Genomic DNA, 18,806 nt, shown 5'->3' with positions numbered 1-18,806 from the left:
TTCATATTTAAATCTCTGGAAGAGATCGATGAATGTGGTCTTGTCGTTCGTCGTGTTTTTAACGCTTATGCGTTTGGCGGTGGATGCCACACGAATCCTGCAGGCGAAACTGTGGCTTTGATGGTAATAACCGGTTCATAAAACAATTGCATAAGAACCCCATTCCATAAGGTTTATACGGGTGTAGCTATCGGCCACTAACTGCCGTTTTTCTTGATCTGACTCACCGCTGAGTGATGGTTAAATGATGTCGCGAGGCCATACTTTCGGTGAGCGTTAAGACTTGCCTAGGGTCATGAAAAGTTTCTCTTGGCGGCGTGAACAATATTGCTACCGAGAACGATTATCAAGTAAGGTTTTCAAATATTTCTAATTGATCCCGGCCGAACAGCGTTGCGCGAACGTGTATTTGCACGCTCTTGCGGGCGTTCGTACCAAGTTTGAAAGCGTTGTTAATTCATTGATCAATAAGGGGTTAAACGTTGATCGGCGAGGGCGCTGACAGAGGCGCAATTCAGCCGCCCCGAGGCCCCTGAAAATTTTGCAAAAACCACGACTGATGCACGCCAAGGAGAACTGCTATGAACACTGATCGTCCGATCACGACTGCCCTGCTTCCCATCAGCTACCTGTTCGTTCCGGGGAACCGTCCGGAGCGCTTTGCCAAAGCGGCTGAGGCCGGAGCGGATGCAATCATCCTGGACCTTGAGGATGCGGTTCATCCCGATAGCAAAGCCGCTGCTCGAGCTGCCATCTGGACGTGGCAGGAGAGTGCGCCAAGTGTGGCGTGCCAGCGGTTTATCCGGCTCAACAGCGTCGGCAGCGCGTTGTTCCGCCAGGACCTGACGTGGTTGGGCGACATGCGTTACCCCGAGCGTTGCACCGGGGTATTCCTGCCCAAGGCCGAGGCGCCGCAAGCGTTGGCGCGGGTGGTCGAGCAGTTGCTGGCGTGGCAACCCCAATTGCACGTTGTCGCGATCATCGAGACGGCCAGAGGCTTGCAGCAGGTGGAGGCGATTGCTGCGGTTCCCGGCCTGTCACGCCTGGCCTTTGGCTCGCTGGATTTTTCCCTGGATATCAATTGCGGCCAGGTGCCTGAGGCGTTTGTGTACGCACGCAACCGCATCGTGCTGGCCTCTCGCACTGCAGGTTTGCCGGCGCCGATCGACGGAGTCACACCGGCGATCAACGACCTGGCGGTGGTCGCCCAGGACTCGCTCTACGCTCGCTCCCTCGGGTTCGGGGCCAAGCTGTGCATCCATCCCGCGCAGTTGGCGACGGTGCAGCGCGCATTTCTACCCGATGCGCAGCAATTGGCCTGGGCGGGTCGGGTGATGAGTGCCGTGGCCGGGGGCAGCCATGCGGTGCAAGTTGACGGCGAAATGGTCGACCTGCCGCTGATCGAACAGGCGCAACGCCTGTTGGACATGGCCCGCCGACACGCAGCGGTCGCTAAGACCGGAGCTTGCTGAACATGCTGCCAGGACAGGAAGGGGCCATTGCGCAGACCTATCAGATTGCGCTGCGACCGGTGTGCGAAGTGCTGCAATCGGAACAGGTGGACCCGGCGAATGTGCAGTGGCTATGCGACTCGATTATCCGCGCAGGGCATTGGCTGGAACCGATCATTGTCGAGCGCTCGCAAGGCATCGTGATGGACGGTAACCATCGCCTGAATGCAGCGTTGCAGTTGGGTCTGTGTCGGGTGCCGTGCATCCAGCTCGACTACGCGGACCCACGGGTGTGCGTACGGCACTGGCACACGGGGCACGCGTTCGAGGTCGCGCGGATTTTCAACACCATCGCCCGCGGCGAGATCTTTCCGTACAAGACCACACGGCATGTGTTTGATCCGGCGCTACCGGTCATCGCGATCCCGCTGGATCGCCTGTACGAGTGAGCCGTGCAAAAAAATCAGGTGGGTGGGTGATACTTTTTCGCACGTCGACTGGCATTAGGAGTGATTCCCATTTTCTCTCGTTGAAAGGATCCTCTCGTCATGCCTGTTGCCAGTCGGCCCTGCGGTGAACGCGCGTTAACCCTCGCTATTCGAACCGCCCTGTTGAATTTCGTCATGGTCGCAGCGGGCGCCAATGCCTGGGCTGAGACACCAACGCCTGCCGCCACGGATGACAGCACGCCCAGCCTGACCCTCGACACCACCACGATCGACGGCCGCTACAACGGCCCGACGGCGTTGCCCGAAGTCCTCCCCGGTGGACAGGTGGCGCGCGGCGCGCGGCTGGGCATGATGGGCAACAAAGACGTGATGGACACGCCGTTCAGCGTCACCAGCTACACCGCCAAAACCCTCGCCGACCTGCAAACCGTTACCGTTGCCGATGCCCTGGAACGCGACCCCTCGGTGCGCTCGACCGGCCAGACCGGCGGTATCGTCGATTCGTTTTTCATTCGCGGTTTCGCCATCGGCGAAGGCAACCTGGGTGAGCTGGCCTACGACGGTGTGTATGGCGTAGCCCCCAATTACCGGGTCTTTACCGAGTATGCCGAGCGTGTCGAAGTGCTCAAGGGACCGGGTGCCTTGATGTATGGCATCTCGCCCAACAGTGGCGTGGGTGGGGTCATCAACATCGTTCCCAAACGGCCGCTGGAGGAAGACCTGACCCGGTTCACCGGTAGCTACGCGTCAGATTCCCAGGCGGGCGGGCACCTGGATATCAGTCGGCGTTTTGGTGAGGAAAACCAGTTCGGCGTGCGCTTTAACGGCAGCCTGCAGGGCGGCGACACGGCGGTGAACGACCAGCATCGCGACGTAGGGATCGGTGCGATTGCCCTGGATTATCGTGGCGAGCGGCTGCGCCTGAACCTGGACTACATCAGCCAGAAAGAAAGCTTCGACGGTGCCTCACGCCCGTTCACCATCGCGCCGGGCGTTGACGTGCCATCCGCCCCCAATGGCCGCACCAGTCTGCCGCAAAAGTGGGGTTGGTCGGATACCAAGGAACAGTCCGCATTGCTCGGCGGTGAATATGATCTGAGCGACAACCTCACGGTGTTCGCCCATGCAGGGGGCGGCAAGTCGGATGTGAAACGCATGTCCGACCAAGTGCCGCGCATCCTCAATGACGCGGGTGACACCAGCAACGTCCCGGGCTATTACAAGTTCAACGTCGACCGTTCTACCGCCGATGTGGGGATGCGCGGGCTCTTCGCCACCGGGCCGGTAACCCATACCACCACGCTGATGGCGACCCGTTACCAGGATGAGCTGTCGCGGGGCATCAACAACGGCACCACAATCCTCTCCAATATCTACCACCCGGTGGACACGCCCAAGCAATACATCAACACGCCCAAGGTGCTGCGAATCTCCGAGTCGGAGTTGTCCGGCGTGGCGTTGACCGACACCTTGGGGATGCTGGATGACCGTTTCCAACTGACCCTGGGCGTACGCCGGCAGTTTATCGAGTCGCGTAACTACAATGCCGCCGGCACCGTCAGCTCGCGTTACAGCGCCAACGCCACCACGCCGTTGCTGGGTGTGGTGGTCAAGCCTTGGGAGGACGTCTCCCTCTACTACAACTACGTCGAAGGGCTGAGCAAAGGCGATGCGGCACCGGGCACGGCGAGCAACGCCGGGGAAACCTTTGCGCCGTATGAGTCCAAGCAGCACGAACTGGGGGTGAAGTATGAACACGGCACCTTCATGACCACACTGGCGCTGTTCCAGATCGAAAAACCTGCCGGCGAACTGGGCGCCAATGGCGTGTATTCGGTGCAGGCCGAACAGCGCAACCGTGGCCTGGAACTCAGCGTGTTCGGCGAAGTGGCCACCGGCACCCGTTTGATGGGGGGCGTGACCTTCCTCGATGGCGAGCTGACCCAGTCGGCGACTGCCGCTAACCAGGGCAACAAGCCGGTCGGCGTGCCCGATATCCAGGCCAACCTGTGGGCGGAATACGACACCCCCTGGCTGGAAGGTTTCACCCTCACGGGTGGTGCGATCTACACCGACAGCCAATACGTCAACCAGGCCAACACCCAGGAACTCGACGCCTGGACCCGCATTGACGCCGGTGCGCGTTACGCCACCAAGATAGAAGGGCGGCCGACGACATTCCGCGCCACGGTACAGAACGTGTTCGACCGTGAGTACTGGTCCGGCGTGGCCTCTTATGGTGCGTTTTCCCCGGGGTATCCGCGTACCTTGCAACTATCGGCGACCGTCGATTTTTGACGGGCGCCGGTATGGAGCAATCATGCACCAGCAATAAGCTTAAGCCTTGCTGGCCACCCGATCGTCACTGACCCGAATTCGCCATTGCTCAACGGTGCGCAGGGGTTTACAGCCCTTGCGCTCTTTGTTGGCGTGGCTGCTCGGCGGCGTCACGGTGTCCTGCGATCATTGCCCTTTGAGCGCGATTGCCACTGCTGCTGAAAGTGAAGTCGTGGCCCTGCCGATCAGCGTCGAAAGCTGATGGCTATCATCGAAAAGTGCGCCTTGGGATGCGTTGACATCGTAGCCAGCCAGGGCCTGTGCGAGTGGCTCCGGGAGGCCGAAATTGATTAACGCAGAGGCGTAGTCAGTTTCAGGCAAGTTCTTGTAGGGAATGTTCCTACCCGTTTGCCGAGAAACCTCGGCTGCGAGTTCCGATAACGTCCAGGCGCTGTCACCCGCCAACTCGTAGACCTTCCCCTCTTGATCGTCGCGGGTCAGCACGACGGCAGCGGCCTGGGCAAAATCTTCCCGTGTCGCCGCGGCAATCTTTCCATCACCTGCACTGCCGATAAATTCACCGGCCGATAACGCGCCAGCGATAAAGCCGGTGTAGTTCTCGGTATACCAACCATGACGCAATATCGTGAATGCCAACCCCGACGCTTTGAGCTCGGCTTCCGTTTGCCGATGCTCCTCGGCGAGGCTCAATGAAGAGGTATCCGCGTGCAGTACACTGGTATAAACGACGCGACTCACACCGGCCTGCCTTGCAGCGTTGATGACATTTCGATGCTGTGAGAGTCGCTTACCTATTTCGCTTGAGGAAATGAGTAGAAGCGTGTCGACTCCGCTGAGCGCCGCGACCAGGGTTTGCGGATTGTCATAGTCGGCAACACGTGCCTCCACGCCTAGATCACTCGCCTTGTCAGGGCTGCGCACCAGCGCGACCAGGTTGGACGCGGGTACTTTTTGCTTGAGTTGCTGGACAACGAGGCGGCCAAGTTGGCCGGTGGCTCCGGTGACGGCGATCATGAGGGGTTCCTTTTACAAAAAGTGATAGAACAGGCAGAGTAGGGCCTTAACTAACTTTTCGTAAGTACGTACCTAAAGGTAAGTAAGCATGCCGGATTCCGAGCCCTCTGGAGCAACCCGTCCCGCAACAGTGGCCAACCGACTGCGCAGCGGTGAATTATTCGACCCGGATTGTCCCTCGAGGGTCGTGCTCCAGCACGTCAGCAGCCGCTGGGGAGTATTAGTATTGGTGGCCTTGCTCGCGGGTACGCATCGCTTCAGCGATCTGCGTCGCAAGATTGGAGGCGTCAGCGAAAAGATGCTTGCGCAGACCCTCCAGTTTTTGGAACTCGATGGTTTCGTCCTGCGCAAATCCTATCCGGTCGTGCCGCCTCACGTTGAGTACAGCCTCACCCCTATGGGAACTGAAGTAGCCCGCCATGTCGAAGGCCTGGTTGACTGGATCGAAGGCAATCTGCCAAAGATTCTGGAGGAACAACGCTCTCGCCAGATTTCATAACGGGCTTGCGACCTATTGATCACTCAGGCGGGACCTTAGGCAAGAGTCCCTCCAATCCGATAGTCAGGCGGTCAGTTCCCGATTCATGGCAACAATGTCCTCGTGTGTGAAATGGCCACCGGGCGTCATGAACTTGGCCATCAGGGCATCCCGGTTTTGAGGCGCCCTCAACTTATCTGCCGCGCACAAGGCTGCCTTCAGCGCTGGCAACTTCAGTTCGGTGCAATAGGCAGGTGTACCGGGTTGCTGACGCCACGAGTCTTCAAGGCTACCCGCGGCAAGCGCGGTGAAGCCGGTGTCCTCTACAAGATCTTGCGCGATCGCTTCAGCATTGATGTCACCGCCAGCTACAGGTAAGGCTATGCGTGAGGAAGACCCGACCGGTTGGCCGTGGTCGGCAAGCGTTGCTGCGAGGACGGCATTCCATGCCTTAACCACCGGGCGGCCAATCTGCTCGCTTACCCAAACGCTTTCGGGCTTGCCGTCGTCCACTTCTTTGATCGCTCCGTCTCGTCCTGGATAGTAATTGGAGGTGTCGATGATGACGACCTTCTCGGGAAGATTGCTCAATGTTTGCCGCAGATCCGGGTACTTTGCAAAGGGGATAGAGAGGATTACGGCGTCCACGTCGCACACCGCGTCTTCTTTGGTCACCGCGTGTACACCGATTTTGTTGGCAAGGTTCTCAAGGGTATGAGGGCTCTTTGAATTTGCCAGTTTGACTTCATGGCCGCACGCCGCGAGCTTACGGGCAAGCGTTGCGCCAATGTTGCCTGCGCCGATAATTCCGATTTTCATTTCAATTGGATCCTCACCTACGAACAATAATCAAGCTATCAAGCCGTGCCGATCAATCCTGGGCGCTGCGAGATGCCATCGGGTGACCGCGATGGCAGCAGAGGCTACTCACACGGTTGACATCATTCTGCCGGTGGTTTGTATCCCGCCAGCATTTTCAGCACATCATCATGTGATCCGCTTGCTTCAGCAAACCGTAAGGGCTTGGCGCGTTCGACGACAAGTTCCCGTGGGGTCGGAGAGATTTCGAGCAGTTCGAAGACTTCATCCAAAAACGCCTCCAGGGGCATGGCGTGTTCGTCGTTTTCCTGCCCCAGTAAAGTGGTACGCACCCCCGGCGGCGCAAGCTCTATAACCTCAACCGGCGAGCTCTCCAGCTGCACTCGAAGACTTTGAGTGAACGAGTGAACTGCAGCTTTGGTTGCGCTGTAGGTAGGTGTTGCAGGCAGCGGGACAAATGCCAAGGCCGAACTGACATTCACAATCGTTGCACTGGGCTGCTTGATCAACTGGGGAGTGAACGCGTAAACCATACGAATCGTGCCAAGTAAGTTCGTGGTCACGATATCTTCGGCCGTGCTCAGGCTTTGCGGATCAGTCAGATCCTCCCAGTGCATGATCCCGGCGTTGTTTATAAGGACGTTCAGATTCGGATGGCTGGTCGCAAGCGCTGTGCAGCTGCGCTGGATGGATTGTGGATCGCAGACGTCCAGCACGACGGATTCAATCCCCGGATGCTCCGACACGATCTTGTCGAGCAGAGCCTTGCGACGTCCTGCAATGATGACGGTGTTGCCCGCCTTGTGAAGCCTGAGCGCCAGACCGAGGCCGATGCCAGAGGTGCCGCCAGTAACCAGAATCGTGTTGCCAGTGCTGTTCATAGTAAACTCCAGAAACGACGCTTAAACGGACAAGTGTCCGCTTGATAAAAATTACCGGACAATTGTCCGATTAGCAATGCAATGAAGGAAAACTTTGTCCATGACTGACGAATTGGTGATGCGTTCTGACGCCAAGAAAAACCGCGAACGGATACTGGAAGTCGCTGTGCTCGAGCTGACCAGCGATCCTGCGGTTGCGTTGAGCACGATCGCGAAGAAGGCCGGGGTGGGGCAGGGCACGTTCTATCGTCACTTCGCCACCCGAGAGAAACTGGTATTCGAGGTCTATCAATTCGAGATGCAACAGGTGGCATCGTTGGCGGAACAGCTTCTCGCGACAAAACCGCCCAAGGAGGCCCTGCGGGAATGGATGGACAGCCTCGCTGAATACGCAATGACAAAGGCAGGACTCGCTGCTGCGATTCAACAAGCTGCGTCTGTTTATGAGTTCCCAGGGAAATCGGGATACGCTCCAGTCCAGGCCGCCGCCGAGTTGCTTTTGAGGGCGAATGAAAAGGCCGGAACTATTCGTAGCGGGATTACCAACGACGATTTCTTTCTAGCCATTGCTGGCATATGGCAAATGGATGCCCAGAGTGAATGGCGCTCGCGTCTCGCCAGATTGATGAACCTGGTGATGGATGGTCTGTGCGCTGGCAGCCCCGAGAGCCTGAAGAAAAACGTGTAGCCTTTAGGGCAGCCCTATTGCCAGCAACCTGGTGGTCACTCCGCCCGCCTGTTTCAGGGGCAATTTGAATCGTGCCCTGACTTCAAGTAGGTCTTGGCCCACTCACGATAGTTATCCGAGAGCGTGTATTTTGAAAGCAGCTCAGGAAGGGAAAGCTCGCTTGCGTGTGTGCCGCTTTGTTCGCGCAGCGCCTCGTAGGTCGCTTTGATTGCGGACAAATAAGGGGCATGCCCATTGACCACGACCCGCACATTGGCGGCACTCAGTTTCTCGACATCGCTCAGGGCCGGATTGCCGTAGTTGATCAGCATGATTGGCACGCTGAGGTGTGCCGTGAGTGCTTCCAGGTGCTGGAAATCCTTAACGCCAACCAGGCAAATCGCATCTGCTCCGGCCTTCTGATAGGCCGCAGTGCGAGCGATGGAGTCTTCCAACGTGGTAGCGGCCACATTCGTTCTGGCAATGATGCTGAGCGCATCATCCGAACGGGCAAATCGTGCAGCGTAGATCTTGGCTGCGGCTTCTTGCCTTTCGATAAGCACGTTCGACTGCTCGTCGTACTTGGCCGGTAGGTGGGTGTCTCCCAGCGTCAGGGCGGCAACCCCGGCTTTCTGAAGTTCGGTCACTGTTCGCATGACATTAAGTGCGTTACCGAACCCATGATCAGCGTCGCCGATGATTGGGATTTGACTGGCCCGCCCGACTCTAGAAACCTGTTCGACGTACTCATCAAGCGTGAGCAGTGCAATGTCAGGTGCCCCGAGCACTTGAAGCGAGGCGACGGAACCACCTTGGATGGCAACCTCAAAGCCAAGGTCGGATGCCATGCGAACCGAGATAGGATCGAATACGGACGCGGCAAATTTACAGGCGGTTCCGTGAAGTAAGTCACCAAACGTCTTGCGCAATTCATGATGAGATCGCTCGATCATTTTTTCGGCTCCATCCACTTCATTCGCGGTTTTCGTTGGGATCGTCCCGCGTTGAACGAGACCTGGAAATCACGACCGGTCATGGCCATGGTTGATGCGCAAATGACCGGTAAACTGTGCTGATTACTTTTGCGGCAACAGTGCTTTGCGCACTGCTTTTTGGTGTTTCATTGCAGCAATTTCATGCTCGCAGGCTTCGACGTCAAAGGAGTTGTCCCATTTGGCAATGGCGATGGTGCCGATACCGTTGCCGATCAGGTTGGTCACGGCACGCGCTTCGTTGAGGAAGCGGTCGATGCCCAACAGCAGGACAAGGCCTACCAGCGGAATGGAGTGGATGGTCGTGAGCGTTGCCGCAAGGGTTATGAACCCGGCACCCGCCACGCCAGCGGAGCCTTTTGAGGTCAGCAGGAAGACACCCAGCAGAATCATCTGATCCATAAACGTCAGGGGCGTATTGGTTGCCTGTGCGATAAAAATCGCCGCCATGGTGAGGTAAATGCAGGTGCCATCCGCATTGAAGGCATATCCAGTGGGTAGCACCATGCCCACCACTGACTTCTTGCAGCCCAGCTTTTCAAGTTTCACCATCATTCGCGGAAGCACGGCCTCGGTTGAGCAGGTGCCAAGCGTGATGAGAATTTCATCTTTGAAATAACGCAGAAATTGCATAAGCGGCATGCCTGACCATCTAGCAACCGTCCCTAGTACGACCACGATGAAAATCAAGGTGGTGATGTAGAGCGCGACCAGCAACTGGCCGAGTGACAGCAAGGTACCAATTCCGTACTTGCCTATCGTGAACGCCATCCCGGCGCCGGCGCCAATCGGCGCCAGGCGCATAACCATTGCTACGATCTTGAACAGCCCTTGCAGAAACAAGTCGATGGTATTGATCAGCGGTTTGCTGGTTTCACCCATTTGAACGAGGGCGATGCCCATCAATACCGAAATCAAGATGACCTGAAGCATGACGCCATTCGAGAATGCGCCAATGAAGGTGCTCGGGATGATGTTGAGAAAGAAATCGATAGTCCCGCCCTGCTCACTGGCGGCTTGGCTGTACTTGGCGATAGCGCTGGCATCAAGCGTGGTAGCGTTGATATTCATCCCGGCGCCTGGCTTTACGACATTGACCACAATAAGGCCGATGACCAGCGCAATGGTTGAAAGGATTTCAAAATAGAGCAGCGCCTTCACGCCGATCCGCCCGACCTCCTTGATGCTGCCCATCTTGGCGATACCCACCACGACAGTACCGAAAATAATCGGCGCCAACAGCATTTTGATGAGTTTGATAAAGCCATCCGCAAAAGGTTGAAGCTTGGCTCCGAATTGCGGTTCAAAGTGACCGATTGCAGCGCCGATGACGATACCGATCAGCACCTGCACATACAGCTGGCTGTACCAGCGGGACTTGGACATTTCCACGGAAGCACCTCATTTTATTTTTGTGATGGGCATGTGGTTTGGCGTCAATGGATGACGCCTGAGTCTGCGGCCCCTTTAAAAGAAACCGCAGACCGAGGTTGATCAGCCTTCGCCTAACTCGCGCATGACTGCGTACAAGGCGGACTTGGCTTCGAAACCAACACCTGGAATATCCGGCAGGCCGACATAACTATTTTCCACCTTGATTCCGTCGGCGAAGCCGCCGAAAGGCTGGAACACGTCGGGGTAGGATTCGTTGCCGCCCAGGTGCAGGCCGGCTGCGATGTTCAGGGACATCTGGTGGCCACCATGGGGAACCACGCGGCGGGAAGACCAACCCATGTCTTCCATCACTTTCAGGGTGCGCATGTACTCCACCAGCCCGTAGGACAGGGCGCAGTCGAACTGGAGGAAGTCGCGATCAGGGCGCATTCCACCGTGACGCAGAAGGTTACGGGCATCCTGGTGGGAGAACAGGTTTTCCCCGGTGGCCATGGGCAGCTCATAGTGATTGGCGAGCTCAGCCTGAAGTGCGTAGTCCAGCGGGTCGCCGATCTCCTCGTACCAGAAGAGGTTGTACTGCTTGATGGCTTCCGCGTAAGCAATACCGGTCTGTAGATCGAAACGACCGTTGGCATCGACCGCCAGTCGACGACCGTCACCCACCACTTCAAGCACCGCTTCGATGCGACGAATATCCTCATCCAGCGGTACCGCCCCAATCTTCATTTTGACGACGTCGTAGCCACGATCCAGATAGCTCTGCATTTCTGCTTTGAGCTTGGTCTGGTCTTTACCTGGGTAGTAATACCCACCGGCTGCGTAGACCCAGACCTTGTCATCTGCCACGCCGTTACGGTAGCGGTCAGCCAGCAGGCGATACAGAGGTTTGCCCTCAATCTTGGCGACGGCATCCCATACAGCCATGTCGATGGTGCCAACCGCGACCGAGCGCTCGCCGTGGCCGCCTGGCTTTTCGTTGGTCATCAGGGTTTTCCAGATGGCGAACGGATCCAGGTTGTTGTTTTCATGGTCGACGAGCGTGTCAGGATCAGCTTCCGTGATACGCGCCAGGAAACGATCCCGCATCAGAGCGCCTTGGCCATAGCGGCCATTGGAGTTGAAACCGTAGCCGATGACGGGTTTGCCATCGCGAATCACATCGGTGATGACCGCGACGACCGAGCAGGTCATCTTGGAAAAATCGATATAGGCATTGGCAATTGGGGAGGCAATGGAAACTGTTTTTTCACGGATGTCTACGATACGCATGACGGGCTCCTCTTGTTGTTTGTGGCCCCACGTTATGCTTTGCGATGTCACCCGCCCAATGCTATTAATGCCGGACCCTATGCACAGGAGGCATGGCCCCTTGGAACTCGTTTGGCTTGAAGATCTTTCAGCGCTTGCGGAGTACGGCAGCTTTGTCCGTGCCGCTGAGGCACGCCATGTTACTCAGCCAGCCTTCAGTCGAAGAGTACGCTCACTGGAGAATTGGATGGGCGTCGAGTTGTTTGTGCGCACACCACAAGGCGCAACCCTTACCGAGGCCGGAAGGCAAATTTTGCCCAGTGCTCAGGAAGCGGCCCGACACTTGTACAGGATGCGCAACGAGGCTCAAGAGGTAGCAGGAATCGCCGCCAAGTCGTTGCAATTCGCGGCAACTCATTCGCTGTCGTTTACGTTTTTTCCCAAGTGGCTTCGAAGCTCAGAAAACGGTGCCCCCATTGAGGCAGTGAAACTGCACTCGGACAGCATGGCCGTCTGTGAGCAGATGCTGATACATGGTCAGGTTCAGTTCCTGCTCTGCCACCGCCATCCCGACGTTCCGCCTTTACTGGCGCCTGATCAGTTCACCAGCAAGAAGGTGGGGGAGGACGTCCTCGTTCCGCTTGCGAGTGCTTCCACTCACTTCGGCACCTCGCCCGCGGCATTGCCATACCTCGCATACACCCATGAGTCTGGACTGGGACGTATCGTCGCCCACAGGTTGCGTGGCAAGGAAGATTACCTTCACCTCAAGCCGCTTTTCAGCAGCCACCTTGCAGCGGTACTCATGTCCATGGCCCTGGAAAGCAAAGGTGTGGCGTGGCTGCCCAAGAGCCTTACCGAGCAGGAAGTTCTTGATGGGCGCTTAGTCAGAGCGCTCGACGAAAGCTGGGACATACCTCTGGAAATTCATCTGACCCGCCCGAAAGCAATCCTCAGTCAATCTGCTGAAGAGTTTTGGAGCCGGGCGGGTAGTGACCCCCAAGCTCCCACATGACGAGCGCTCAGTTACGCGCAATGCCCAAGCGGGTCTTTATCTTCATGTCGGATGACTGAGCGACGGAGGTTTTCTGGTTCCCGCGGCAGAGTTTAACCAGAGCAGCATTGCGGCGAGAGAGGCGGCGACTATCAGCGTAAGCCACATGATGACCAGCAGGGTGAAGGTGACACTGTTGTTTAACTCACGAAAAATGCCGAAGGCAAAAGCCGTGTACCAAGACACCCCCGAAACTGCACCGGAGGCGAGAAACAAGGCCGCTCTTTTGCGGGATACGCCAAAGAGCAGGGGGCGACTCAGGTCGCGTAGGGCTTCTGGCAGCACAAGCGCGTGGATGATTATTCCGTTGATGGTCAGGACGATCACCACAATGACTTTCGCCCAGAGTTTGGGGTTTTCAAACTTTTCCGGCGACTCCATCGCGTAAAGGGCAAGGAAACCAAGGCCTGAAAGCCACAGGAGGCAGAGTCCAATAGTGACCGCGTCGCTGATGAAGTGAAAGGTGCGTCCGATTTCAACCGGGAGGCTGCCCCGGCGCATCCAACGCAGGATCCAGAGGTCCAGCATCGTCGCCCCACCGAGACCGAAGCACATGCCGAGCAGGTGTATACCTATAAGGAGTGTCAGCACCTTTAGCTGTGGGAGTGGAGCCGGCAATGTAACGCTCAGCGCGAGTGTGTCGGCGAGTAAGTAGCCACTGCCGGACAGCGCAAGCAGGCCGCCTAAAATCATGAAAGACGTGCGTATCTTCATTTATTACGGCCTTGGACGAGTGTTTTTAGTTGGACGCGTGCGCAGTTTGTTTACTGGAACAGGCGGATCAAGCGGCTGCTATCTGCAGCGTTGCTGCAACCAGGAAGATACGTTTCGGGTTAAATGAGGCCAGCGACGCTAGCGTCACATCAGTAGGTTGCACGGGCGTAGACCCTGCTCAGGAAGGGACCGGTGCTTGGGCATCGATCAGGTTCCGGCTCTTGAGCTCCTCCCAAAAGGCTGCCGGGATACCGACCTTCATCGCCTGCACATTGGAAACGATCTGCCCCGGCGTGCGGGCACCCGGAATGATCGCTGACACTTGCGGATGTGCTGCCGCGAACTGCAGGGCGGCAGTATGAATGTCGATGCCATGTCGTTTGGCAACCGCCATGATTCGCGCGCGCTTTTCCACCGCTCCGGCAGGCAGATCCAAACTGAAGTTGTATCGGCTGCGTCCTCCCAGGAATCCATCGTTCAGTGGTGTTCCAACCACAACGCTGGTGCCCTTCCTGCTCAACGCCGGAAAGGTGTTGCGTAACGCATCGCTGTGCTCAAGGAGCGAATACTGGCAGGCAAGCAACACGATGTCGGGAGTCGGGTCATCACCGGCCATTGCCTGGACCACAGCATTCGGCGTATTGACGCCGAAGCCCCATGCCTTGATGAGCCCCTCATCACGCATCTTTTCAAGCTCAACCATCGCCCCTGTGCGCGCAATGCGATACGCCGCTTCCCAACCGCCTTCCAGTTCGCTGTTATCGGGCGAGATGTCATGGATAAACACGATATCGATACGCGGCAGCCCCAGCCGCTGCAGGCTGTCTTCCACGGAACGCCGTGCGCCTGCCGCGGTGTAGTCATACCGGTAGTTGAAGGGCGCGGGTGACTTCCAGATGGCATGGTCCGCGCGGGGGCCACCCGCGGCAGTCAAAACGCGTCCTACCTTGGTGGAGACCACATAGTCGTTCGGATGTTTGCCGTGCAGAAAGCGACCTACCCGATATTCACTCAAACCAAACCCGTAGAACGGCGACGTGTCGTAAAGCCTTACACCCGCGTCCCAGGCGGCCTGTAGAACCAGGCCCGCCTGCTCGTCGCTGAGCGGCGCAAAGATATTGCCAATCTGTGTCCCGCCCATGCCAAAGCGTTGAGGCGTCATGTATCGCAGGGTAGGCGAGGGTGAATTGAGGGGCAGGCCTGTGCGCACTGGCCGGCCTTCAGTACGCATCACGCTCCCGCGCTCTGTCAGTAAAGAGGGCGCTGGGGCTGCCGAACTGGCGACACTCGAGGCTGGCAGCAAAGCGGCTGCAACAGTACCCACTGCCGAGTAAGTAAGAAAATCTCGTCTGTCCATCCAACGTTCCTTTCGCGACCGAGGTTTCACGGGATCATCGAAGCCGGTATTCGTACTGGAAGTTAGAACAACGAGGGTTGGCCGGGTGACCCTAATACGCCATATTTTTTGCACAATCCTGCCGATGCGCTTGTGTTGGTCACGCACTCTCAGCAGACTCGAACATTCCGTAAACAGGGGCGCATGTAATGACGAGCGGTTCCTTCTCGCAGTTCGGTTCCAGCCATCTGCATTCTCTGGCGTTGCGCGATCCCATACAGCCCAACGAGCGTCTCCAGGCGCTCAGGCGGCTGATCGAAAAAGTCACCCGGCAGATTGGTTTGAACGAGGTCTGCAAAACATCGATTCCAGGTCTGGCCTTTTATCGAATGGCTGACCTGGGTACGCCCACTTACTGCATTTATGAGCCTTGCGTGGCCATCATTCTGCAGGGCGCGAAGGAGATCACGTTCGGTGAGGAGGCCTGTGAGTTCGGGCAGGGGGCGTTCTTCGTCACGTCGGTCGACATCCCCACACTGGCCCGTGTTACCGCTGCCAGCGAGGAAACCCCCTATTTATCCGTCGTGTTGAAGCTCAACCTTTCCATGCTCAACGAGGTGATCCAGACCTTGGAACCGCCTGCGCAGGAAATGGCTACTGAAGCGCGAGGCTTCGTATCCGGTGCGGCGTCGAGTGAGATGCTCGACGCATTCGCTCGACTCGCTACGCTGATCGAACGGCCGCTTGAAGCGGGCTTGATGTCGGATCTGATCAAGCGGGAAATATGCGTTCGGCTATTGCTAAGTAGTGCAGGGCACTGGCTGCGCAGCGTCACCCGCGACGGTTATCGAGACAAGGGCATCGTAAGAGCCATTGAATGGCTGAAACATCACTACGACAAACCGCTGCACGTGGCCGATCTCGCCGAACGATCAGGAATGGCCAGCTCTACGCTGCATCACAGTTTTCGCAAGCTGACAGGCACCAGCCCTGTTCAGTATCAAAAGGCGTTACGGCTGCAAGCCGCACGCAGCCTGATGTTGACCGATCGTGTTGACGTGAACACCGCCGCGTTGCGCGTCGGCTATGAAAGTGTTGCTCAATTCAGCCGTGAATATGCCCGGCGTTTCGGAGCCCCGCCCTCGAGAGACATCAAGCACGTACGGGAGCAGGGCGGACTGCTCGGCTAGCGACGCTTCAAAGAGGAATGTGGGTGGTCGACAAGACCTGACGCAAGCCCATGAACGATCGAATCTGGCGAACCCCAGGCAGGTAAAGCAACTGTTCCGCGTGGAGCCGGTTGAAACTGTTGCTGTCCTTGGTTCGTATCAACATGAAGTAGTCGAATTCCCCCGTCACCACATGGCACTCCATGCAGCCGGACACTTTTTGTGCGGCTGCCTCGAATGCGGCGAAGGATTCCGGTGTGGAGCGGTCCAGCACCACGCCGATCAACACCACCATCCCCGCATCCAGCGCGACATTGTCGAGCAGCGCGACTATGCCTTTGATCAGGCCGACTTGCTTGAGCCGCTCGACGCGCCTGAGGCACGCCGGTGCACTCAATTTCACCTTCTCTGCCAGCGCCACATTGGAGATGGAGGCATCTCGCTGCAGGGCCTTGAGAATGGCGCGGTCGGTTCGATCCAGCGGCTGCGGCACCGGGGCCGATACACTTGGCTTCTTGCGAGTGTTTATTGCGTTCATGACTGTTTATTCGCAATTAAAGTATGTTCGATATTTGTAGCGAGAAATTATAGTTCTTTAAGTGGTAGAAGTTTGCAACACATCTTTTTGGAAATCTTCTTAATATTGAACTCATCGAAGCCCGCCTGAAAGAACCTGGAAGGCAACCTTTGCCTTTCGGTCTGGCGCTTTGATGTCCAGTAATCAAGGAGCAGCGTCATGAACCTGAATCGTTTTAAACGTTATCCGTTGACCTTCGGTCCTTCTCCCATCACGCCCTTGAAGCGCCTCAGTGAACACCTGGGTGGCAAGGTCGAGCTGTATGCCAAACGTGAAGACTGCAACAGTGGCCTGGCCTTCGGCGGGAACAAAACGCGCAAGCTCGAATATTTGATTCCCGAAGCGCTCGAGCAAGGCTGCGATACCTTGGTTTCCATCGGCGGCATCCAGTCGAACCAGACCCGCCAGGTGGCCGCCGTTGCCGCTCACCTGGGTATGAAGTGCGTGCTGGTGCAGGAAAACTGGGTGAACTACTCCGATGCGGTATATGACCGCGTTGGCAATATCGAAATGTCTCGCATCATGGGCGCCGAGGTACGACTGGACGCCGCCGGGTTCGATATCGGCATTCGGCCCAGTTGGGAGAAGGCCATGGACGATGTGGTGGCGCGGGGTGGCAAGCCGTTCCCGATACCGGCGGGTTGTTCCGAACACCCCTACGGCGGCCTTGGGTTCGTCGGCTTTGCCGAGGAAGTGCGAGAGCAGGAAAAACAACTGGGGTTCACGTTCGACTACATCGTGGTCTGCTCTGTGACCGGCAGTACCCAGGCCGGCATGGTCGTCGGTTTCGCCGCGGACGGCCGTTCGAAGAACGTTATCGGCATTGATGCCTCGGCCAAGCCGGAGCAAACCAAGGCGCAGATCCTGCGTATCGCCCGGCACACCGCAGAGTTGGTGGAACTGGGCCGTGAGATCACCGAAGACGACGTGGTGCTCGATACACGTTTTGCCTACCCGGAATACGGTTTGCCCAACGAAGGCACGCTGGAAGCCATTCGTTTGTGCGGGAGCCTGGAAGGTGTGCTGACCGATCCGGTGTACGAAGGCAAATCCATGCACGGGATGATTGAAATGGTCCGCCGTGGTGAGTTTCCCGAAGGCTCCAAAGTGCTGTATGCGCACTTGGGTGGGGCGCCTGCGCTGAATGCCTACAGCTTCCTGTTTCGCAACGGCTGATTAACGCCAAAAAACCAGGGAGCTCACGAAGCGATGGGTGAGTCGGCATCAATATTGAATGTCACGACCCCATCGTCGAATCGCCACCCGGAGCACGTTGCTCCTATCCAACCGCCGGAAGTACCGCCATGCATGCGATAACGCAATCTGCAGTCTGGATCAAGGAGCCTTCGGCGGATGCCGGAGTAGTGATCGTTACCAGCGCCGCGTTGCCCCCGTACATGATCGACAAGCTGCATGTGGCGATAGATGAGTGGGACCAGGTGGCTTATCTAGCCATCAAACAGTCCGAGGCGTTGAGGCTCGACTGGTTGCAGGTCGGGTCCAGCCCGGAGCCGTCCGACGGGGCCTACGCGTGCCATGCCAGCCAACTGTTGCGCGGCGTCTCCCACGGCAGCTTTTTACTGGATGTCGAAACTGGCACGGATTGCGGCATGACGTGGCTGGGGTCCGTCTTTGGTCATCCGCTGCGCGTGGTCGAGCTTGGAGAAGTAGCCTCCTCCACTGCACAGATGGATCAACAGGTGGAGGTTGTGTTAGCGGCGACCCGAAGCCTGGCGAAAAGCGTGTTGCAGGCACGCGGCGTCATTTAACCAAGGACCTGGTCCATTCGACTGTTGGAACAATAAAGGCCTCGCTTATGAGCCGAACTGTCGACTGTCGCACCCACGCAATGAAGTGGATGCGCGAGCCTTCAAGTTGCACGCGTATCGTGGTCATCGTGTGTGGACTTGATAGCGCTCATATTGACTTGATCCATCAGGGGTTCAGCTGTTTTGACAATGTTGCGCTGATCCATGTCGATACGGTGAACACCGTGCCTGGCAAGCGCGTTGATGTGCAAGGGGTCAAGAGTGACTGTTCTTTTGTCGTGCTCGGTGAACTGGATGAGCGTTTATTGCATAGCCTTTCCATGGGTAAGCGATGCCTCTACTCCGTAGCGCCAGACGGGTCGGCCGAATGTTCGGTGATTGCAGCAGTAGAACAGGTCAAAAACTTCGCCCGAGTGAGCCATTCCCGTTACCTTGAAACGATACCCGACAGCGCCGGGAGCTGCCTGTGAACCTGTCGGGGACCACACGCAGAAA

At 57.3% G+C, this 18,806-nt stretch carries 19 protein-coding genes; 10 read left to right on the top strand and 9 right to left on the bottom strand.

The genetic code is table 11. The features are described 5' to 3' along the window. Positions 1-581 precede the first annotated feature (581 nt). The 3 genes from BFP99_RS17380 to BFP99_RS17370 all read left to right on the top strand — a co-directional run bounded on the left by BFP99_RS17380 (position 582) and on the right by BFP99_RS17370 (position 4,198). The gene (locus BFP99_RS17380; RefSeq protein WP_065947795.1) at positions 582-1,472 is read left to right on the top strand and encodes an HpcH/HpaI aldolase/citrate lyase family protein; all 891 of its coding nucleotides are present in this window, start codon (positions 582-584) and stop codon (positions 1,470-1,472) included. Between the two features lie 2 nt (positions 1,473-1,474). Continuing rightward, on the top strand, positions 1,475-1,900 hold the full coding sequence (locus tag BFP99_RS17375; protein WP_065926104.1) for a ParB N-terminal domain-containing protein: 426 nt from the start codon (positions 1,475-1,477) through the stop codon (positions 1,898-1,900). A 99-nt stretch (positions 1,901-1,999) separates the two neighbouring features. Then, positions 2,000-4,198: a TonB-dependent receptor gene (locus BFP99_RS17370; protein ID WP_065947794.1), complete on the top strand. Its 2,199-nt coding sequence runs from the start codon at positions 2,000-2,002 to the stop codon at positions 4,196-4,198. Between the two features lie 165 nt (positions 4,199-4,363). Here BFP99_RS17370 and BFP99_RS17365 read toward each other — a convergent pair whose 3' ends face one another. Then, the gene (locus BFP99_RS17365) at positions 4,364-5,212 is read right to left on the bottom strand and encodes an SDR family oxidoreductase (RefSeq protein WP_065947793.1); all 849 of its coding nucleotides are present in this window, start codon (positions 5,210-5,212) and stop codon (positions 4,364-4,366) included. An 88-nt stretch (positions 5,213-5,300) separates the two neighbouring features. Here BFP99_RS17365 and BFP99_RS32230 point away from each other — a divergent pair, with 88 nt between their 5' ends. After that, entirely contained in the window at positions 5,301-5,711 is a 411-nt protein-coding gene (locus BFP99_RS32230) for a winged helix-turn-helix transcriptional regulator (RefSeq protein ID WP_074845758.1), read from the top strand. A gap of 63 nt (positions 5,712-5,774) precedes the next feature. On the opposite strand, the gene BFP99_RS17355 is transcribed toward BFP99_RS32230, so the two are convergent. Both BFP99_RS17355 and BFP99_RS17350 read right to left on the bottom strand, forming a co-directional pair. After that, complete coding sequence (locus BFP99_RS17355) at positions 5,775-6,509, bottom strand: NADPH-dependent F420 reductase (protein WP_065947792.1); 735 nt, start codon at positions 6,507-6,509, stop codon at positions 5,775-5,777. A gap of 122 nt (positions 6,510-6,631) precedes the next feature. Continuing rightward, positions 6,632-7,390, bottom strand: a complete 759-nt coding sequence (locus tag BFP99_RS17350; protein ID WP_065947791.1) for an SDR family oxidoreductase — start codon at positions 7,388-7,390, stop codon at positions 6,632-6,634. Positions 7,391-7,490: 100 nt separating this feature from the next. Here BFP99_RS17350 and BFP99_RS17345 point away from each other — a divergent pair, with 100 nt between their 5' ends. Beyond that, the gene (locus tag BFP99_RS17345) at positions 7,491-8,078 is read left to right on the top strand and encodes a TetR/AcrR family transcriptional regulator (protein ID WP_027603413.1); all 588 of its coding nucleotides are present in this window, start codon (positions 7,491-7,493) and stop codon (positions 8,076-8,078) included. A gap of 53 nt (positions 8,079-8,131) precedes the next feature. On the opposite strand, the gene BFP99_RS17340 is transcribed toward BFP99_RS17345, so the two are convergent. The 3 genes from BFP99_RS17340 to BFP99_RS17330 form a co-directional block, all read right to left on the bottom strand. Further along, positions 8,132-9,010 (bottom strand): isocitrate lyase/PEP mutase family protein, encoded by an 879-nt coding sequence (locus BFP99_RS17340; protein ID WP_065947790.1) that lies wholly within the window; start codon positions 9,008-9,010, stop codon positions 8,132-8,134. Positions 9,011-9,133: 123 nt separating this feature from the next. After that, complete coding sequence (gene dctA, locus BFP99_RS17335; protein WP_027603415.1) at positions 9,134-10,441, bottom strand: C4-dicarboxylate transporter DctA; 1,308 nt, start codon at positions 10,439-10,441, stop codon at positions 9,134-9,136. A 102-nt stretch (positions 10,442-10,543) separates the two neighbouring features. Beyond that, entirely contained in the window at positions 10,544-11,713 is a 1,170-nt protein-coding gene (locus tag BFP99_RS17330; protein WP_065939592.1) for a mandelate racemase/muconate lactonizing enzyme family protein, read from the bottom strand. A gap of 100 nt (positions 11,714-11,813) precedes the next feature. Here BFP99_RS17330 and BFP99_RS17325 point away from each other — a divergent pair, with 100 nt between their 5' ends. Beyond that, a complete protein-coding gene (locus BFP99_RS17325; protein WP_065947789.1) occupies positions 11,814-12,707 on the top strand; it encodes a LysR family transcriptional regulator in 894 nt (297 codons plus the stop codon). 42 nt (positions 12,708-12,749) lie between these two features. Here BFP99_RS17325 and BFP99_RS17320 read toward each other — a convergent pair whose 3' ends face one another. After that, positions 12,750-13,460 carry a hypothetical protein gene (locus BFP99_RS17320; protein WP_170252189.1) on the bottom strand — a complete coding sequence of 237 codons (711 nt, stop codon included), beginning with the start codon at positions 13,458-13,460 and terminating at the stop codon, positions 12,750-12,752. A gap of 178 nt (positions 13,461-13,638) precedes the next feature. Further along, positions 13,639-14,817 (bottom strand): aldo/keto reductase, encoded by a 1,179-nt coding sequence (locus tag BFP99_RS17315; protein ID WP_065926114.1) that lies wholly within the window; start codon positions 14,815-14,817, stop codon positions 13,639-13,641. Between the two features lie 188 nt (positions 14,818-15,005). On the opposite strand from BFP99_RS17315, the gene BFP99_RS17310 reads away from it, so the two are divergent. Continuing rightward, complete coding sequence (locus BFP99_RS17310) at positions 15,006-15,986, top strand: AraC family transcriptional regulator (protein ID WP_065947788.1); 981 nt, start codon at positions 15,006-15,008, stop codon at positions 15,984-15,986. 7 nt (positions 15,987-15,993) lie between these two features. On the opposite strand, the gene BFP99_RS17305 is transcribed toward BFP99_RS17310, so the two are convergent. Continuing rightward, positions 15,994-16,503: an Lrp/AsnC family transcriptional regulator gene (locus BFP99_RS17305; RefSeq protein ID WP_065926116.1), complete on the bottom strand. Its 510-nt coding sequence runs from the start codon at positions 16,501-16,503 to the stop codon at positions 15,994-15,996. A 198-nt stretch (positions 16,504-16,701) separates the two neighbouring features. On the opposite strand from BFP99_RS17305, the gene BFP99_RS17300 reads away from it, so the two are divergent. The 3 genes from BFP99_RS17300 (at position 16,702) to BFP99_RS17290 (ending at position 18,781) form a co-directional block, all read left to right on the top strand. Continuing rightward, on the top strand, positions 16,702-17,718 hold the full coding sequence (locus BFP99_RS17300; protein WP_065926117.1) for a 1-aminocyclopropane-1-carboxylate deaminase: 1,017 nt from the start codon (positions 16,702-16,704) through the stop codon (positions 17,716-17,718). A 128-nt stretch (positions 17,719-17,846) separates the two neighbouring features. After that, entirely contained in the window at positions 17,847-18,311 is a 465-nt protein-coding gene (locus BFP99_RS17295; RefSeq protein ID WP_065947787.1) for a transketolase, read from the top strand. 47 nt (positions 18,312-18,358) lie between these two features. Then, positions 18,359-18,781, top strand: a complete 423-nt coding sequence (locus BFP99_RS17290; protein WP_083221213.1) for a hypothetical protein — start codon at positions 18,359-18,361, stop codon at positions 18,779-18,781. The last annotated feature ends 25 nt before the right edge of the window (positions 18,782-18,806 follow it).

This window comes from Pseudomonas sp. 1 R 17 (genome assembly GCF_900067035.1).
GTDB lineage: Bacteria > Pseudomonadota > Gammaproteobacteria > Pseudomonadales > Pseudomonadaceae > Aquipseudomonas > Aquipseudomonas marginalis.
The sequence above is the reverse complement of the archived record's forward strand: the minus strand, read 5'-3'. Positions and strand labels throughout refer to the sequence as shown.

What these genes read in the sequence shown, in the direction of transcription:
- BFP99_RS17380 (WP_065947795.1), top strand. Translation starts at nt 582, where the DNA reads ATGAACACTGATCGTCCGATCACGACTGCCCTGCTTCCCATCAGCTAC.
- BFP99_RS17375 (WP_065926104.1), top strand. Translation starts at nt 1,475, where the DNA reads ATGCTGCCAGGACAGGAAGGGGCCATTGCGCAGACCTATCAGATTGCG.
- BFP99_RS17370 (WP_065947794.1), top strand. Translation starts at nt 2,000, where the DNA reads ATGCCTGTTGCCAGTCGGCCCTGCGGTGAACGCGCGTTAACCCTCGCT.
- BFP99_RS17365 (WP_065947793.1), bottom strand. Translation starts at nt 5,212, where the DNA reads ATGATCGCCGTCACCGGAGCCACCGGCCAACTTGGCCGCCTCGTTGTC.
- BFP99_RS32230 (WP_074845758.1), top strand. Translation starts at nt 5,301, where the DNA reads ATGCCGGATTCCGAGCCCTCTGGAGCAACCCGTCCCGCAACAGTGGCC.
- BFP99_RS17355 (WP_065947792.1), bottom strand. Translation starts at nt 6,509, where the DNA reads ATGAAAATCGGAATTATCGGCGCAGGCAACATTGGCGCAACGCTTGCC.
- BFP99_RS17350 (WP_065947791.1), bottom strand. Translation starts at nt 7,390, where the DNA reads ATGAACAGCACTGGCAACACGATTCTGGTTACTGGCGGCACCTCTGGC.
- BFP99_RS17345 (WP_027603413.1), top strand. Translation starts at nt 7,491, where the DNA reads ATGACTGACGAATTGGTGATGCGTTCTGACGCCAAGAAAAACCGCGAA.
- BFP99_RS17340 (WP_065947790.1), bottom strand. Translation starts at nt 9,010, where the DNA reads ATGATCGAGCGATCTCATCATGAATTGCGCAAGACGTTTGGTGACTTA.
- BFP99_RS17330 (WP_065939592.1), bottom strand. Translation starts at nt 11,713, where the DNA reads ATGCGTATCGTAGACATCCGTGAAAAAACAGTTTCCATTGCCTCCCCA.
- BFP99_RS17320 (WP_170252189.1), bottom strand. Translation starts at nt 13,460, where the DNA reads ATGAAGATACGCACGTCTTTCATGATTTTAGGCGGCCTGCTTGCGCTG.
- BFP99_RS17315 (WP_065926114.1), bottom strand. Translation starts at nt 14,817, where the DNA reads ATGGACAGACGAGATTTTCTTACTTACTCGGCAGTGGGTACTGTTGCA.
- BFP99_RS17310 (WP_065947788.1), top strand. Translation starts at nt 15,006, where the DNA reads ATGACGAGCGGTTCCTTCTCGCAGTTCGGTTCCAGCCATCTGCATTCT.
- BFP99_RS17305 (WP_065926116.1), bottom strand. Translation starts at nt 16,503, where the DNA reads ATGAACGCAATAAACACTCGCAAGAAGCCAAGTGTATCGGCCCCGGTG.
- BFP99_RS17300 (WP_065926117.1), top strand. Translation starts at nt 16,702, where the DNA reads ATGAACCTGAATCGTTTTAAACGTTATCCGTTGACCTTCGGTCCTTCT.
- BFP99_RS17295 (WP_065947787.1), top strand. Translation starts at nt 17,847, where the DNA reads ATGCATGCGATAACGCAATCTGCAGTCTGGATCAAGGAGCCTTCGGCG.
- BFP99_RS17290 (WP_083221213.1), top strand. Translation starts at nt 18,359, where the DNA reads ATGAGCCGAACTGTCGACTGTCGCACCCACGCAATGAAGTGGATGCGC.